The sequence below is a fragment of the Patescibacteria group bacterium genome (assembly GCA_038065315.1).
Taxonomy (GTDB): domain Bacteria; phylum Patescibacteriota; class Minisyncoccia; order Phycocordibacterales; family JBBTRF01; genus JBBTRF01.
The window spans coordinates 570,183-586,172 of sequence record JBBTRF010000001.1 but is presented as its reverse complement, the minus strand read 5'-3'; the positions used below and the strand labels follow the sequence as shown (position 1 = coordinate 586,172).

At 52.7% G+C, this 15,990-nt stretch carries 16 protein-coding genes and 1 tRNA gene; 8 read left to right on the top strand and 9 right to left on the bottom strand.

Features of this window, described 5'->3' with window-relative positions:
* Positions 1–11 precede the first annotated feature (11 nt).
* On the bottom strand, positions 12–752 hold the full coding sequence (locus AAB391_03205; GenBank protein ID MEK7645298.1) for a hypothetical protein: 741 nt from the start codon (positions 750–752) through the stop codon (positions 12–14).
* A 248-nt stretch (positions 753–1,000) separates the two neighbouring features.
* Here AAB391_03205 and AAB391_03200 point away from each other — a divergent pair, with 248 nt between their 5' ends.
* Positions 1,001–1,981, top strand: coding sequence for a hypothetical protein (locus AAB391_03200; GenBank protein MEK7645297.1), 981 nt, complete (start codon positions 1,001–1,003; stop codon positions 1,979–1,981).
* Positions 1,982–1,993: 12 nt separating this feature from the next.
* Here the strand turns inward: AAB391_03200 and AAB391_03195 are convergent, their stop codons facing one another.
* Positions 1,994–2,527 carry a TrmH family RNA methyltransferase gene (locus AAB391_03195; protein ID MEK7645296.1) on the bottom strand — a complete coding sequence of 178 codons (534 nt, stop codon included), beginning with the start codon at positions 2,525–2,527 and terminating at the stop codon, positions 1,994–1,996.
* Positions 2,528–2,673: 146 nt separating this feature from the next.
* Here AAB391_03195 and AAB391_03190 point away from each other — a divergent pair.
* Positions 2,674–2,746 (top strand) — tRNA-Lys (locus AAB391_03190).
* Positions 2,747–2,916: 170 nt separating this feature from the next.
* Here AAB391_03190 and AAB391_03185 read toward each other — a convergent pair.
* Positions 2,917–3,168: a type II toxin-antitoxin system mRNA interferase toxin, RelE/StbE family gene (locus AAB391_03185; GenBank protein MEK7645295.1), complete on the bottom strand. Its 252-nt coding sequence runs from the start codon at positions 3,166–3,168 to the stop codon at positions 2,917–2,919.
* A gap of 15 nt (positions 3,169–3,183) precedes the next feature.
* The gene (locus AAB391_03180) at positions 3,184–3,453 is read right to left on the bottom strand and encodes a type II toxin-antitoxin system RelB/DinJ family antitoxin (protein ID MEK7645294.1); all 270 of its coding nucleotides are present in this window, start codon (positions 3,451–3,453) and stop codon (positions 3,184–3,186) included.
* A 111-nt stretch (positions 3,454–3,564) separates the two neighbouring features.
* On the opposite strand from AAB391_03180, the gene AAB391_03175 reads away from it, so the two are divergent.
* Positions 3,565–3,846 carry a hypothetical protein gene (locus AAB391_03175; GenBank protein ID MEK7645293.1) on the top strand — a complete coding sequence of 94 codons (282 nt, stop codon included), beginning with the start codon at positions 3,565–3,567 and terminating at the stop codon, positions 3,844–3,846.
* Between the two features lie 93 nt (positions 3,847–3,939).
* On the opposite strand, the gene AAB391_03170 is transcribed toward AAB391_03175, so the two are convergent.
* Complete coding sequence (locus AAB391_03170; GenBank protein MEK7645292.1) at positions 3,940–4,599, bottom strand: peptidoglycan-binding domain-containing protein; 660 nt, start codon at positions 4,597–4,599, stop codon at positions 3,940–3,942.
* 663 nt (positions 4,600–5,262) lie between these two features.
* On the opposite strand from AAB391_03170, the gene AAB391_03165 reads away from it, so the two are divergent.
* From AAB391_03165 to AAB391_03155, 3 genes are all read left to right on the top strand, one after another.
* A complete protein-coding gene (locus tag AAB391_03165) occupies positions 5,263–5,979 on the top strand; it encodes an NUDIX hydrolase (GenBank protein ID MEK7645291.1) in 717 nt (238 codons plus the stop codon).
* Positions 5,980–6,033: 54 nt separating this feature from the next.
* Complete coding sequence (locus AAB391_03160; protein MEK7645290.1) at positions 6,034–6,876, top strand: 2OG-Fe(II) oxygenase family protein; 843 nt, start codon at positions 6,034–6,036, stop codon at positions 6,874–6,876.
* Between the two features lie 136 nt (positions 6,877–7,012).
* Entirely contained in the window at positions 7,013–8,068 is a 1,056-nt protein-coding gene (locus tag AAB391_03155; protein MEK7645289.1) for a hypothetical protein, read from the top strand.
* A 72-nt stretch (positions 8,069–8,140) separates the two neighbouring features.
* On the opposite strand, the gene AAB391_03150 is transcribed toward AAB391_03155, so the two are convergent.
* The 4 genes from AAB391_03150 to AAB391_03135 form a co-directional block, all read right to left on the bottom strand.
* Positions 8,141–8,935 carry a hypothetical protein gene (locus AAB391_03150; GenBank protein ID MEK7645288.1) on the bottom strand — a complete coding sequence of 265 codons (795 nt, stop codon included), beginning with the start codon at positions 8,933–8,935 and terminating at the stop codon, positions 8,141–8,143.
* Between the two features lie 32 nt (positions 8,936–8,967).
* Positions 8,968–11,421, bottom strand: a complete 2,454-nt coding sequence (locus AAB391_03145; protein ID MEK7645287.1) for a DNA polymerase — start codon at positions 11,419–11,421, stop codon at positions 8,968–8,970.
* Between the two features lie 29 nt (positions 11,422–11,450).
* Positions 11,451–11,918, bottom strand: a complete 468-nt coding sequence (gene tsaE / locus AAB391_03140; GenBank protein ID MEK7645286.1) for a tRNA (adenosine(37)-N6)-threonylcarbamoyltransferase complex ATPase subunit type 1 TsaE — start codon at positions 11,916–11,918, stop codon at positions 11,451–11,453.
* 88 nt (positions 11,919–12,006) lie between these two features.
* On the bottom strand, positions 12,007–12,555 hold the full coding sequence (locus AAB391_03135) for a hypothetical protein (GenBank protein MEK7645285.1): 549 nt from the start codon (positions 12,553–12,555) through the stop codon (positions 12,007–12,009).
* Positions 12,556–12,714: 159 nt separating this feature from the next.
* On the opposite strand from AAB391_03135, the gene AAB391_03130 reads away from it, so the two are divergent.
* Both AAB391_03130 and ruvB read left to right on the top strand, forming a co-directional pair.
* The gene (locus AAB391_03130; protein MEK7645284.1) at positions 12,715–14,412 is read left to right on the top strand and encodes a GspE/PulE family protein; all 1,698 of its coding nucleotides are present in this window, start codon (positions 12,715–12,717) and stop codon (positions 14,410–14,412) included.
* A 513-nt stretch (positions 14,413–14,925) separates the two neighbouring features.
* Complete coding sequence (gene ruvB / locus AAB391_03125) at positions 14,926–15,984, top strand: Holliday junction branch migration DNA helicase RuvB (protein ID MEK7645283.1); 1,059 nt, start codon at positions 14,926–14,928, stop codon at positions 15,982–15,984.
* Positions 15,985–15,990 lie beyond the last annotated feature (6 nt).

Genomic DNA, 15,990 nt, shown 5'->3' with positions numbered 1-15,990 from the left:
TCGGTGCCTTGTTAGTTGCTGTCGGGATACCAGAAGAGCGGTGGCTGTTCGTTTGGCTTCAGTCCAGCGAGCATCTTGACGAATTTCTCACGAACTTTGTCTACGCAGCAGATTTCTGCCCGTTGGAAGAACCGAACATAGGTGTAATTAGGATCAACCACACCGAGCTCTTTGCCAACATCGAGGAGCTTGCCGAGGTCCTCGTTGGCAAAGTTGGACAGTATTCGCGCACTGCCAGGAACCTTCCTTTCATGCTCCAAGAAGACGGTCTTGCAAGCAGCGAGATTGACCAACGCATTCTCCACCGATACGTAGAGTTCACGTTTAGTGACCAAGTCCGCCGGCGTGAACTGCGGGCGCGGCGAGCGGATGAGGCGTTCGATCACCTGATCGAAACGTTTCGTCTTCTCAAGCATGCGATCTTCGAGCAGGCCCCTCATGAGGAAGCAACCGGCCGCGATAGCGGAGTAGAAGATAATGACAACCATGGGCGCGATCAGGTCAGCAATGCCCACATTACCCATTGTGTTTCTCGCCGTATTGAGCACGAAGGCGACCAACGCAGTGCAGCACAACACGATGAGCAAGCAGACGGCATTGACGATGGTCATCAGCCGATACTCCTTGCGAGGGTCCTCGTAGCCGACGGAGACCAACCGGTCGATGACCCACTTGGGAATCTCCCCGGTGGCGACGAGTTGGCGGGTGGTGCGGCCTTGGAATCCGCACGAGTTCTGACTTTGAATTTTCATACTGTCAAACAACCACTTCTTTGCCGAGTTTTTATCACATTCGAGAGGGCGTACGTGCCCCAGCTTACTTGCGGCTTCCGGCCAACAAGGGCTGCCCAATAAAGGGCTAAGAATATGCTAGCGATATCGACAAGGTATCACTGCTAGTATTATACCACCTTATACCCACATTTGTCAATATCCTGCGCTTGCCCCCATTTCCCCCTTGCAAATAGCCCTTTTTCGGCAGATTTTGCTATACTTTCCCCATGTCTATTCTTGAACACGACGCGGTCAAAGATTTCATGCAATTTGTCGGCATTCTGCTCTTGCTCGGAGTGGTCTGGTTCTTCAACGGCGGCAAAGAAAAAGCGCTCGAACAGCGGACGAATGTCACTGTCACCGACAGCTCCGGAAAAGTCATCTCGAACACCAATCAGACAAATGAAGGATCGGGCGGGGGTGCGAACGGCGGCACGAAGCTCACCCCATCTGGTATTGTGACTGCCCAAACCAACCCGTACAGTAGCGATGAACAGTACAAAGACATTGAAAACAAATCGCGACTTTTCAAAGTGATCCGTATTAATCGCCCTTCCGGCGCCGCGAGTACTGACGTGAAGCAGGAACACATCACCATCGACTATCGAAAAACTAGCTCGTTCATCTCCACCGAATCAGTAAATATCACTGGCTGGATGCTCCGCAGCACGAAGAGCGGCCACCAGGCATCGATCGGCAAGGCAGTGCTCCTCCCCTCTTCATACGCCTCGACTGCAGTGAAAGGCGAAGATGAAATCAGTCTCCGACCGGGCGACAAAGCCATCGTCTCCACCGCGCGTTCCCCGATCGGCAACTCCTTCCTCATCAACAAATGCATGGGGCATTTCAATCAATTCCAAACCTTCAACCCAAGCATCAGCGAGTATTGTCCACTGCTTCGAGACGAAAAAATGCCGCTCGCACCAAACGCGCTCAACGACAAGTGTCTCGACTATATCAATCGATGGCCGACCTGTGGCAATCAGATCAAAAATTTGCCGGAGTATCTCTCTCATGAATGCCAAGTGTGGATCGCGGATCACGCCACATACAACTCCTGCGTCAGTCTCCACCAACCCGACACCGACTTCTTCTCGAAAGAGTGGCGAGTCTTTTTGAACCGCACCGAGCCGCTTTGGAAAACCCAGCGCGAGATCATCCAACTCCTCGATGCCGACGGCAAAGTCGTGGACCAGGTGTCGTACTAAATCCAGCTGCACCTAAATTCCAAGCAATCGAAACAGCGCGATACCAAACGACACCGCCACATTGAGTGACTCCTTCTTCCCCGCCATCGGAATCTCGGCCACACTGTCGCATAGCGCCAAAATGTTTTTTGAAACGCCGTCGACTTCATTGCCGAAGATGAGCAGCAATTTTGCATTTTTGTTGGTGATGGCCAGATCAGCTGCGACAACCTTGTAGTCCACCGCGCGAGCATCTTGCTCCACTGCGATCACCGTAAATCCGTCTTTCTTGAGCTGCTTGATGAGTGCGGTCGGAGTCTCGCCTTGCACGAGCGCCGTCCACGAGATATTTTTCTCTGCCCCGAGTGCTACCTTCGCCAAGTCTTTGCGGGGACGTTTAAAACGATCCACCGGCGTCGGCGTATACCCCGAAAGATACAAGTGCGACACTCCCGCGGCATCCGAGGTGCGAAACATTGAACCGACATTGTGCACGCTGCGAATATCGTGCAGCAACACGCGGATGTCTCGATGCGTTTTTGTCGGCGAAGCGGCACTGGTTTTCATCGCCCCACTATACGCCAAATCCTCGACATTTCAAGGTTTTCTGGTATATTTTGACTCACGCGCCGTATGTCCATGCGCCCGCATGTACATACGGGCGCTGCGTTCGAAACCAAAGCTCGAGCGAGCTCGATCTTTGTTTCTCACTTGCGCCCGTAGCTCAGTCGGTAGAGCACCTGCCTTTTAAGCAGAGGGTCGTTGGTTCGATTCCAACCGGGCGCACAAGACGAAAAAATCCGGACTGCTCCGGATTTTTTCGTACAGGTGTGAGCCGGAGGCATGTTTTGCCACCAGGCAAAACAGCCGAGGCAGGTGAGCAGTAGCGAATGCCGGGAGGCTTCGAAGAAATTTCTGAGCGACGGCGAAGAAATTATCCGTGACCACACAGTAGATTACCGATACAGCTCTGCATGCGACCCGATCGCCACGAAATACGCAACATCCTCTTCCACCATCTCATACACGGCTCGAATATCCGCAGTAATATTGATACTCCGACAATTCGCCCACACCCCATTCAGCTGATGATTGTTTAGGATCGGAGCAAAAGGATCCTTTGTAAAAATCGTGACGCGCTCGACAGCCTTCAACTTTAGCCCTTTTGGCAATTTTGAAAACTGCTTATCAAATTTTTTTGAGCTCAAATACCGCATTGGAAACTAAAGCTTCTTCAGATGCTCAATAAACTCATCTCCCGTAAAAGGCCCGTTCGCCTCTCCTCTGGCATACTCCGCCCGCGATTCCTTAATGATGTCCGCAAGATACTTGGTCGGCTGATACGTGAGATCGAGATTTACTTCCTTCGTCCGCACAAACTGCCGCAGAAAGGCATTCATCAGCGTGCCGAGCGGAATACCAAAATCCGCGGCGGTTTTCTGTGCCTGCACTTTCAACGCCTTATCGACCTTCAGGTTGAGTACGGTCTTCATAAACCAAAGTATATACTTTGGTTTATGAATGTCAAACATACAAAATCGCTCGCACGTTCCCCTTTCTGCTTGTGATATAATTCAATCCATTAATATACTAATCATCTCAGCATGAACAGTAGCAACATTTCAGCGGCGATTTCGGAATTACAAAGACAAATTCAAAAGGGGGTATCCGAACTCCAACAAAAAGAAACCGAACTTAGAGGTGCCAAGGCTAGTCTGACACAGAAACAATCTGAGATTGCCAAACTAGAAGGAGAGGTCCGAAAAATCGACGGAGATGTCAGGAAACTCGAATCTGAGACCTTAAAACTAAGGCAGGAAAAAGGGCGCAGTGACCAGGAACTTTCCAAACTTCAAAAAGAACTTCAGATGGCTGCAAAAAGTTGATACGTCTCTATCTAAGCTTCGTGTACAAAAACCACCGCTGAGAATGCGGTGGTTTTTGCGATTTGGCGTATTTTTCGTTTCGACTATTTTCGACTACCGTGTCTGGAAGCTGCTCTGTCGGGTGACAGAAACGTTCCCCGAAAGATCGGTCGCCTGTACGAGGTAGTAGTAGATGGTGTTCGATGACAAGTTGGTCAGAGAGATACTCTGTGAGGTACCAAATGCACCGGACTCTACAGAAAGTCCGCTGACCGATGGAGCAGTGAAGCTGTACGAAGCCTCCTGAACCTGCAAGGGTTGTGTGCTGTAGAAAACCTTCGCGCGAACATTCGAGTCGCTGTTCAAGCTCAAAGTGGTGCTGAAGCTATTGGTCTGTACGGTGAGATTTGAGATCGATGGTGCATCGATGTCGAGGCCCTGACCGGCATTCATCACTGCGTTCATGCGTGCCATGGTCGCAGGTCCGACTCGTCCTACCTGAGAAATGTCATAGTTGGCCTGGAACTGCAAGACCGCTGCCTGAGTCATCGGTCCGAAGTAGCCAGTGACGAGACCGGCTGGGTACACCTTGGTGTTGAGCGCCAAAAACTGTTGGAGCTGGGTGACTTGTGCACCGCTTGAACCAAGCTGGAGCTGGCTGACGATAGCCGCATCCGCCTTCTCCGCTGCAAATGAAGCGGTGAGAATAAGCGCTGCGACGAAGATGCCGATAGTGGAGACGTTGGCGTTGCGAAGTGTGGTTGTGTTGATCATAAAGATGGTGATTAATTGTTATTGTATAAAGGTATTGTATAAATATGAGTGATTGATGCGTATTAGTCTCGATCACTTACTAAGCCGCCGTCCGTCGTAATACATTACAAAATGACTTTCCGGGATGGCGCGGCCGACACAGTTGACACCCCCTACCTCTGGGAGTACGCTAGTCACTGAATCGGTCGAGCAGGATATTGAAAGTGAGCTCTCGCAAGGGAGCGACGAAAGGGTCGTAAAGCGACAAGTTGAAAGACGAATCGCGTTTGTGCCAGTTCTAGCCGAGCCGCCCGAGCAATGCGCCCGGACAATATCGGAGTTGGACTGCCTTACAAATAGACCCAGAGAGGAATGATAAGTGCGCACGGGAGCAAGACAGACCGTGAGTAATTAGGGGACACGAAGCGTGTCACTCGCATAACGAAGCACCTTCCATCATCGCCTAGCTAGTCACTGGGGGATCTCAAAAAGATTTCTCATGCAGCGAAACTAAATAGGAGTCCGTCCCAACCGGACAACAGCTTGGGGTGTACTCCCCGACTGTGATGGGGTAGATATCACCTCGTCCCGATTCATCAACCAGTTAGACGCAAGTCGAAACTGGTTTTTTCTTTGCGATTTTTCTTTTCCTTTTTGCCGTGCTACGCTCTACTCGACACTCCAATGCCCGCCCTCTCCCCCATCCAAAACCACATTCTCACCAAGCTAAAAAACGCGAAACTCCTCCGCTACAGCGAACTCGCGCCAGAAAAGATCCCGAACGACCTCTTCAATTATCACCTGCAATTCCTCGTGAAAAAAGGCCTGGTTGAGCGCAGCGATGACGGATACTCTCTCGCACAGAGCGGCATCAAACATGTCGCCGATCCGCACCTCGTGGACGAGCAAGAAAAGATTGCGAGTCTGTTCAAAGTGAATGTCATCACCATTGTGTCGCGCGTCCGAGACGGCAAGCTTGAGATCCTCAACCAGCTCCGCCAGAGCCACCCCTCTTTTGGGAAAATCGGCGTGATGGGTGGCATCGTGCGCAAAGCAGAGCCGGTTGAAAAGGCAGCCGCGCGAAAACTGAAAACCGAAACCGGACTCGACGCGGACTTCAGGATCGTCGGCATCCAGCGCCGCATGCTGTATGTGAAAGATGAGTTGTTTTCAGATGTCTTCTTCCCCATCGCGTATGCGAGCAGCCACTCGGGCGAATTGATCGACACCGAATTCGGCAAAAACATGTGGGTGCCAATCGACCAAGCTATCCAAAATGAATCCGCAGAGTTCGACTCGCTCAAAGCCATCGCCAAGGTGCTCGTCGCGATCAGCAACAGCAAAATCGACTCACTGCCCTTCTTCTACGAGGAAGATGAGCAGGTTGGTGAGAAGATGTAAATTACCGAGGACTCCCTCGCTTTTTTGTTTTTCGCGGCTTTGTATACTTTGGACATGAAACATCCAATCAAAGACATCGAAAATCTAGCTACAACCGGTTTTGTATCAATGAAGTACCCGCCGCAGCTGCGCGCGGCGGTCGAAAAAGCTGTCGCTTCGTGGCAAGAGTTCTGTGCGTTGCCGACCGAAGTGAAGCGCGGTCTCCCCTACAGCAACAATGCTGATGGAGTTGGATACGAATTGAAAGACGGTGTTGGAAACAAGGCAGATCACAAGGAAAATTTCGATGTCACTACCGGCAGCAAGCGCTGGCTCACGGAAAACGCCGGCAAGGTGAAGAACGCCGTCGCCCTGTGCTTCATCGAAGACGCTTCGGCGCTAGTGGCGCTGACCAAGCCGCTCATCGTGGAATTTGCGCGACAGGCGGAAGAGGCTTTTGCTCTACCAGATTTCACAAAGGAGGTCGAGCAGGGCGAGGATGCGTATTTCATCCGCTTTATTCATTATTTTGGCGATCGGACCGTCGGCGAAGAGATCGCCAGTGCCCACGCGGATCAAAGCGGCTTCACTCCCCACTTGTACGAGAGCGCGGCGGGGTTGCAGTGCCTCACTCGCGAGAAGCAATGGATCGACATGCCTGTTTCGGCTGACGAAACCGTGATCATCCCCTCGATGCAAATGCAGCTACGCTCCAGCGGACAGCTGAAAGCCACCTGCCATCGGGTGGTCGCCACCGCGCAGACCGCAAAGGAGGGCCGGTATTCAGCCGTGTGTTTTGTGCAATTGAAGAAGACGCCGAAATATGACAAAGAACGCTGCGGGCGATTGCAGGAGAAAGCGCCAGGGTTTAATTACGAGATGCCGAAGGAGGACTTTGAAGGGTTGTTTAGGAGGTAGCGGCGCCACCTTGACACTATCCTTGATTTAGTGTACTTTGCTAGCAAATAGCACTGGACGGGAATTCACCTAAAAGAGTCGGCTCGTTGCCGATTCCCCGCCCTGTTTGACACAAACTGCAGCAACTCACACGCTTATGAACCTCACCCTCAGACACTTCGTCGGTGGCTTCGCTGGTGGCGCGACTGGCATCCTCGCCTTTCACTTCGCTGGCTTCTGGCCGATGTTCGCGGCCTGTCTCCTCGGCTTCATCATCGGCTTCTGGGCCCCCGAGATCTGGAAGAAATTGCACGAACCACGGACTGCGCCCAGCAAGGTCAGCAACACATGGCCCCGAGCGGCGGCCTGGCTCAGCGATCTGAACCAACGCGGCCCAAACAACTGGAGGCGACTTGGCGACGGACTCGGCCGCGTCTTATCTCTCCTGCCCCGCTCTTGTCGGTGGCTTCGACAGTCAACAGAAAATCGTTTGCGGACCACTGACTGGATCATCGGGTTGGCTTGGGTTGGATTTGTCCTTATCTCAACATATCACCGCCTGCATCAACCCGACCAAGATATGTCCTTGCTGATTCTCGGGCTCTGGATCATGGCTATTCTTGCCGCCTCCCTAGGCTTCATTATAGGGATTAGTTTGGACACCGAAAAAAGCAAGCTCGGTCGGCTGTGGTCACGAAGCGTGCTGCTGTTTGTGGCAACCAAGACCTTCATAGTCACCTACGTGGGCACCATTTTTACCTTGGCACTGAGCACTTTCGGGGTCATTTGGCTGGTTAGCTTCGTGCTTACACCAGTCCTGTCGATGGTAGCCACCATCGGTCAAGCACTCACTCGGCTCCCTCTGCTTATCGCAAGGATGTCGGGGAAAGAAGCCCATTGGATGGGGGCACTGGTAACGTTGCTTGTCACTTCGACAACCGCATTGCTCACCAAGGGTAAAATGGGCGAGCAGACAGTGCTCCTCATCGCGCTTGCGAACGGGCTTGCCAGCGGTTTGCTCTCAGCGGGAGCATACCGGCTAAGTTTGCGAATCGCCGCAAGCGACCGTATTCACCGCTTTGTGAAAAGAAACTTGGACCCGGAGAATATCTGGAATCTGTTCAATCCAACCGGAAAACGTCTCATGGACACAGTGATCAAACGGCTGGCCTGGCCCGTCAATGCGATGACTGGAGAAATCGCCGTCAAGTAAGCTCAGCTTCTTCGCCAACATCCAGTCTCTCTGAGGAGAGACTGGATGTTTTTGCAACTTTTTGTGCGCATTTTACACCCCCAACACAAACCGCTCCAGCTCGATATCAAAATCGGTCTTGCCGCGGTGCGCGTCGTGAGACATTCGGACGAGGCGTGCGCCCATGGTGGCGAGCTCGTTGGCGCTGAAATTCTTGGCAAAGCCCGAGCTTTTTTGGAAGACGTAGGGGTTAATGCCGGCTTCGGCGGCATCTTTCGAGGCGGCGGCCAGGGCCATGGATTTCCAAGCCCAGAACAAAATGCCGTGGATCTCTTCGGCTGGAATGTTGCGCAGTGCTGCCTTGCTAAACAAAAACCACAGTTCTTTTTTGTCGCGGCGGCCGAATGCGTCACCGAGCGAGAAAATGTTGAATTCGCTGATTGAAAACTGTCCGCCGGTCTCCCCCACGGCGAATTGGCGGCCCTTGCCTCCAGCCCCACCGCCAAAACCACCGCTCGAACCACCGGCGCCACCTACCTCAAACACCTGCGCCTTCGCAGCAACCTTCTCGAGTTTGGTGAGTGCAGCCTTGTCGACCTTGCCCTCCAGCAGAATGAAAATGTGTGGCGATTCTGCGAGCTCTTTGCGCGAGCCGATTAGCTGCTCCTTCGCTTCTTTGTTTTCGAAGACGCGATCAAGTAGAACGATGTATTTGCTTTCAAAAAGCCCTTGCGAATTGATCAGCTCATCAAGCTTTTCTGCGGAAAATTGCGCTGCTTCTATTTTGAAAAAAGAGGCGTCCGGTTTTTTCGCGCGCAGCGAATCCACCAACTCGTGCGCTTTGGTGCGAGCCTTTTCGGTGTCTTCGCCGTGAAGAAGGTAGATCATGATAAATAAATCGCAGGCTGGGTGTCGCTCGCTTACAAAAGCTCAACTTCGCCCCAATTTGGACCGATGGAGGCGTTGGCGCAGATCGGCACACCGTCGGTTTCTTTCTGGGTGATGACGCCCTCCATGAGAGTACGGATCTCTGCGCCGACCTTCTTCGCAATCGATTCGCGCACTTCATACACGAGCTCGTCATGCACCTGAAGGATGAGGCGGACGTCGTCGGCGAGGCCTTTTTCGTTCAAATAGGCGTCGATCTTCCCCATGGCGAGCTTGATCAGGTCGGCCTGGGTGCCTTGCATCGGCGCGTTCACCGCCATGCGCTCGGCGGCGGCGCGGATGTATGGGATAGGCGATTTGATGCCTTCGAAGTTGCGGCGGCGGCCAAAGAACGTCTCTACGTACCCTTGTCGTGCCGCCGCCGCTTTCGTCGCATCAATATACTTCGCGAGCTCGCTAAACGTCTCAAAATACGCATCGTGAAATGCCTGTGCTTCTTTGCGGTCGGTGCCGAGGTTGGTGCGCAGCGCGTTGATGCCCATGCCATACAAAATACCGAAGTTGATCACTTTGGCACGACGGCGCATTTCTTTGTCGACCTTTTCGAGCGGCACCTTGAACACCTGCGCGGCCACGGCGGTATGGACGTCCTCTCCCCGCTTGAAAATGCCTTTCAGCTTTTCGTCGCCCGACAAAAACGCGGCGATGCGCAATTCGATCTGAGAATAGTCCAGGTCAAGCAACGCAAAACCTTTTTCAGCGACAAAAGCCTTGCGAATATTGCGACCGAGCTCGGTCTTGATCGGAATATTCTGCAGGTTCGGACTATTCGAAGACATGCGTCCTGTCGCCGCACCTGCCTGCAAAAAAGTGGCGTGCAAGCGGCTGTTGTCGTCGAGCATACCGGGAATGTTGTCGATGTAGGTGGAGAGAAGCTTCTGAAATTCGCGATACTCGAGGATCTTGCTGATGATCGGGTGCAATTCGCGCAACTTTTCGAGCTCCGACTCGCGAGTAGACGGCACGCCGCCTTCAGTCTTCTTCATATTCTTGCCGACCAGGCCCATCTTCACAAACAGGATCTCGCCAAGCTGCTTCGGTGAATTGATATTGAACTCCTCGCCGCCCGACATTTCCCAAATAGATTTTTCGAGCTTGTTGAGCTCCTTGTGATATCGCACCGACAGCTCTTTCAGATACGTTTTGTCGACCTTCACGCCGAGCTGTTCCATTTTTTCGACGACGGGCACGATCGGCATTTCGATATCGCGCAACACCTTTTCGCCGCCACGCTTTCTCAATTCGTCGAGAATGATCGTCCGTGCCTTCGCAAAATCGCGGGTCTTCGCAAATTGCAAGATCTCCTCGAGGCCGGGGTTGCTGAGGTTGGAATTCACGAGATACAGCGCGATGGAGGTTTCTTTGAGTTGGGCTGGGTCGATATTTTGGGCCGATTCTGCCGCAGAGCCTTCATTTTTTTCTTCGCCATTTGGGCCAACCGTCGGAGCGAGATCGAGCAAGCTTCCCTGCAACGAAAACGCCTCCTTCACACGCGAACCAAGAGCACGGAATTCCAAAGCACTGAACAGGTCGAGGATGGCCTGAGTTTCGATCCCCTCTTTCCACCCCTTTTCCGGGATCGTATAGGTCACCGGTGCGTCGCGGCGAATCGAGGCGAGCATCTTCGAAAAATTCGCCTCCTCTTCGCCTTGCTTGAGCAATTCGGCCATGCGCGGGGTCACCACACCCTCGAAAGCATCGGGGTCTTTCTTTAGCGCCTTGTACATGCTCTCGATCGAGCCGAATTTTTGGATCAAAATCGTGGCGGTTTTTTCGCCAATACCTTTGATACCAATGATATTGTCGGACGGATCGCCGCGCAGACCTTTGTAGTCGGGCAACAGTTCAGGACCAAAGCTGAAGCGCTCTTTCACGCCAGCTTCGTCGTATATCACAGTGTCTTTAATCCCCTTTTTCAACGTGTACACCTGCACGCGGTCGCCCTTCACAAGCTGGAGCGTGTCCATGTCGCCGGAAGCGATCACCACATCAAAGTTGGCGAGGTCTTTGCGCGTGAGCACCTGCTCCACAATGGTACCGAGCATGTCGTCGGCCTCAAAGCCCGCCATTTCGTACACTGGAATATTGAACGCTGTGAAAATATCTTTCGAACGAATGATCTGCGCGACGAGGGCTTCGTCGGTCTTTGAGCGTCCAGCTTTGTAGTCTTTGTATGCCTCGTGGCGATACGTCGGGCCCGGAAGGTCGTAGCAAGCGGCGATGTAGTCGGGGTGCAGCTCGCCCACTATTTTGATGATCATGGTGCAGAGGCCATACAACGCGCCGGTCGGCTCACCTTTGCTTGAGGCAAATTCTGGCAACGCGTGGTATGCCCGATGCAAGATCGCATGTACATCGAGTAGCACGAGGCGCTTTGGCACGGTGGATACTCGCTTTTTGCTCGGTTCGTCGGAGCCCTTTTTCATGAGGCTATTGTATCACTTCGGGCGCGGCGTTATGAAAAGGAAATCTCCCTGGTGTTTTCGTCAATGAAGTGGAATTTTAGCTCGCGGGCGTTGTCAAAATGAGACAGGCCAACAACATTTTCCGGCCACTCGAGGCAAATGAGATTTCGTGGATTCGTCGCAATCTCTGCCCAACCAAGCCGCTCAAGCTCACTCGACTTTTCGAGGCGGTAGGCGTCGATGTGGATGAGGCGGTCGAAAATTGCACCTTTCGGCAGTGTGTAAATCTGCTCAATGACAAACGTTGGGCTGGTAATGGTTTCTTTGATCCCGAGCGCCGAGGCGAGAGCTTTTACAAAAGCCGTCTTCCCGGAGCCGAGGTCGCCGGAGAGAGCGAGGATGGTCGCAGTCGTCGAATGGGGTTGGAGGCTCAAAACGATCTGCTTAGCGAACTCTGCTGTATCGCTGAGTGCTTTGCTCACAAAGAGAGCGGCGGGAGTATTGGGGGAAGGGTTCATTTCGCCAAGTATAGTAAAAGCCGGACACTCGCGCAAACATGTTGCGTTGCGAGTGTCCGGCTGAGATGATGTACGACCGTAGCCGACATCAACGAAACCATCCGAGACCGAATCCGCTACTGCGAACTTGGGCAGGTGGCTGAGGTGGCGGGAGAATGAATTCTTCCCGCTTGACGATCCAGACTTTCGTCTCTGGGATCACCGGTCCAAAGTCCTGCCCGTAGACTCGGTCGTTGTGGCGGGCGTTTTGAAATATGAACGCCCGCTTAGCGAGAGTCCTTCCTGGCGTGTTGTCGTCAAGAATCCGGGCAAAGAGCACGGCGACATACCCCTGCTGGTAGTAGTCGAGCTGCACATGGACAGTCCTGAAACTTTTCGGTGGAATAAGGACGACGTTTTTGTCTTCGCGAACGAAAACCTCGATTGTCCCCTTTTCCAGAGTGTTTTCCACCCTCACCGTCGCTGCCGACGGGAAACGCTGTTCGCCGGTAGGATCGTAGAACTTCCCATCGGCCGCCTGTGTGAGGCTGTAGAACCGCTCCTGGCGAAGGCCAGCACAGCCGACCCCGAGGAGCAGAGAGAGTCCTGCGACCAAAAGCGGCAGGAACGACCGAACCGACCGAGTGTTGGTTTTCATAAAGTGACTAGGTTGCGTCGGATCCATACGGATTCGCGACAATGTCAGTGTTCTGACCTGAGTGTATTATACCACACTTAGTATCAAAAAGTCAATAATCCGGCTGGAAATCCCCTATTTTCCCTCGATTTCAGGCTCGGACACAGGTATACTGGTGGGATGATCCAGTTTGACGAAGACAAGCAAAATAAGAAGATCAAGGACCTCTACTCCACCGAGGAAGAGGAGCTGGCCCAGATGCTCGCCGCACGCTATGGCTTGCTCTATGTGAATTTCTCGCAGATCCCCATCAATAGCGATGCGCTGCGTGTAATCGAAGAATCAAAAGCGCGTGCGGCGAAATGTGTGGCATACAACCGCGTCGACAAGCGCCTCGAGATCGCCGTACTCTCGCCAAAAAATGATGCGACCATCGCTTTGATTGGCGAGCTTGAGCAGAAAGGATACAAAGTGTCGCAGGCGATGGCATCGATCAACAGTCTCACTCGTGCTTGGGAGATGTACAAGGATCTTTCCTTCGCTTCGGAGACCAAGGCTGGTTCGCTCGAGGTGTCGAGTGAGGAGATCGCGGAAATGCTCGCCAAAGTGCAGACGGTCGAGGACGTGAAGAAGATGGTCGCGGACATTTTATCTCAAAATAAAGGTTTCCGTATCTCGAAAATCTTCGAAATCATCCTTGCTGGTGCATTGGCCACCGGCGCTTCCGACGTCCACCTCGAGCCGGAAGAAAATGCTGTGCGTCTGCGCTTGCGTCTCGATGGCGTACTCCACAATGTACTCTCTCTCGATCATGAGACATACCACCTCCTCCTCTCTCGCGTAAAGCTGTTGTCGGGCATGAAGCTCAATATCAAAACCGACGCGCAAGACGGTCGTCTCAGCGTGAAGCTCAACGAAAGTGAGATCGAAATCCGCGTATCAATCCTGCCCGGCTCGTACAGCGAGTCTATCGTAATGCGTATTTTGAATCCAAAAAATATTGCGGTGCCGCTCGAAGACATGGGCATCGACCCGAAGCTCTTCGCGGTGTTGCAGAAAGAGATCGACCGACCAGAGGGCATGATCCTCACCACTGGCCCGACCGGATCTGGAAAAACCACGACGCTATATGCCTTTTTGAGGAAAGTGAGCAAGCCGGAGATCAAGATTATCACCATCGAAGACCCGATCGAATATCATCTGCCTGGCATCGTGCAGACGCAGGTCGAGTCGGAAAAAGGGTATGATTTTTTGAACGGATTGCGCGCTGCTTTGCGACAGGACCCTGATGTGATCATGGTGGGTGAAATTCGCGACAATGAAACCGCGCAAATTGCGATCAACTCCGCACAGACTGGCCACCTTGTATTCTCCACACTGCACACCAATAGCGCTGCTGGCACCTTCCCCCGCCTCATCGACCTCGGTGTAAATCCAAAGACGCTTACCTCGGCCGTGAATATCGCTCTGGCACAGCGACTTGTACGCGTATTGTGTCCATCGTGCAAAAAACAAGCGCCACTAGATCCGGAAAATGCTGCGCTCGTAGCCAAGACCCTCGCCGCGATTGCCGATCCGTCATATCGAGATGCCCTGACAAAAGAATCTGTCGACGCCACGAAACAATGGCTCCCTGTCGGCTGTGATAAATGCAATCTGACCGGATACAAGGGCCGAATCGGTATCTATGAAGCTATCCTGCGCAGCGAAGCAATAGAACAAGCGGTGATCGGCAATCCGAGCGAGCGCGAGATCAAAAAGGCCGCGCTCGCTCAAGGTATCCTCGACATGCGTCAAGATGGCGTGTTGAAAATGCTCCGTGGTGTCACTTCCCTCGATGAACTGAGTCGTGTGATTGACCTCTTCGACGAATTCTAGAAAAATTCGTCAGAACAAAAACCGCAACACGTTTTTTCTGAAACGGAAGTTGCAGGAATGTATCGGTACGATAAGATGGTGGCAGAAAAAGACAAAATGCCCCGAAGGGCGTCTTAAAAAGAGGTTCGAGCGCAGTAATCTCTAAGCAATGCTTTTAATACTAGACTAAAAGCCAAGTTAAGCGACTAAGGATACTCACAGCCGAAGCCAGGACGTCCTTGTTGAGAAACTACTAAACCCTTGCAGGTGTATTGCTTAGAGATTACTATGCTGGAAATGCGTGAAAAAATGGCCTATTATGGCCGTTTTTCGTTCCTTTCTCTTTCAAATTGATTTGTCGATACGCTCGACTTCTGACCGATTCATTGACTATCTTAGCATTATTTAAGCTAAATGTCAAGTCACCTCCTGCCCTCTTCGCGAGACCCTCCTGACCAACGCGGCCTGTAACAGTACCAAAGTTCGGCTAAAAGTAAAGGGCTGTCGCCTCACGAAAAGGAGTATAATGGGCGCATGTCGCAGAGCGATTCAAAAAAAGACCTGCAAAAAGGTGCCGGAAAGGTGCCTTCAGTAGGAACCGATGTTGGTGGTGCACCTGCCGACGAGAATTTCCTCGATCAAACACTGCGCCCGTCGCAGTGGGATGATTATATTGGCCAGAAAAATATCAAGGAGAACCTCAGTATCCTGCTCACTGCCGCACGCGAACGCAACCATCCACCTGAACACATTCTCTTCTACGGCCCACCAGGTCTCGGCAAAACCACTCTCGCCCATCTCATTTCCAAAGAAATGAACGCACAGATGAAGGTGACCTCCGGCCCGGCGATCGAGAAAGTCGGCGACTTGGCCTCGATTTTAACCAATCTTTCGGCTGGTGACATTTTGTTTGTCGATGAGATACATCGTCTGAACCGCTCCATTGAAGAGATCCTTTACCCTGCCATGGAGTCGGGCTCGCTAGACATCATCATTGGCAAAGGACCTTCGGCGCGCACTATTCAGCTTGAGCTGCCCGCGTTTACTTTGATCGCCGCTACCACGCGCATTGCCATGCTGTCCTCGCCGCTTCGTTCACGCTTCAGTGGCGGCACCTTCCGTCTCGAATTTTATTCCCAACCCGAGATCGAAGAGATCGTGAAGCGTTCAGCGAAGATTCTCGGGGTGGAGATTGAAACTGCCGCGATTGCCGAGATCGCCAAGCGCAGCCGCTTCACGCCGCGTACTGCCAACTATCTGCTCAAGCGCTGCCGCGACTTTGCCCAAGTGAAAAAAGGCAAGCTCGATGCCGACGTTGTGAAGAAAGCGCTCGACCTCCTTGGCGTCGACCACATTGGCCTGTTGCCTTCAGACCGTGCCGTACTTACAACTCTTATCGAAAAATTCAGTGGCGGCCCTGTAGGCCTAAACACTCTGGCGGCCGCGCTCTCCGAGGAAGAAGCGACCATCGAAGAGGTACACGAACCATACTTACTCCAGCTCGGTTTCCTCGAACGCACCCCGCGCGGCCGCATCGCCACCGGCAAGGCGCACGAACACCTTGGATTGAAAGCTTCGGGAAAGTTTCTGTAACGTCTA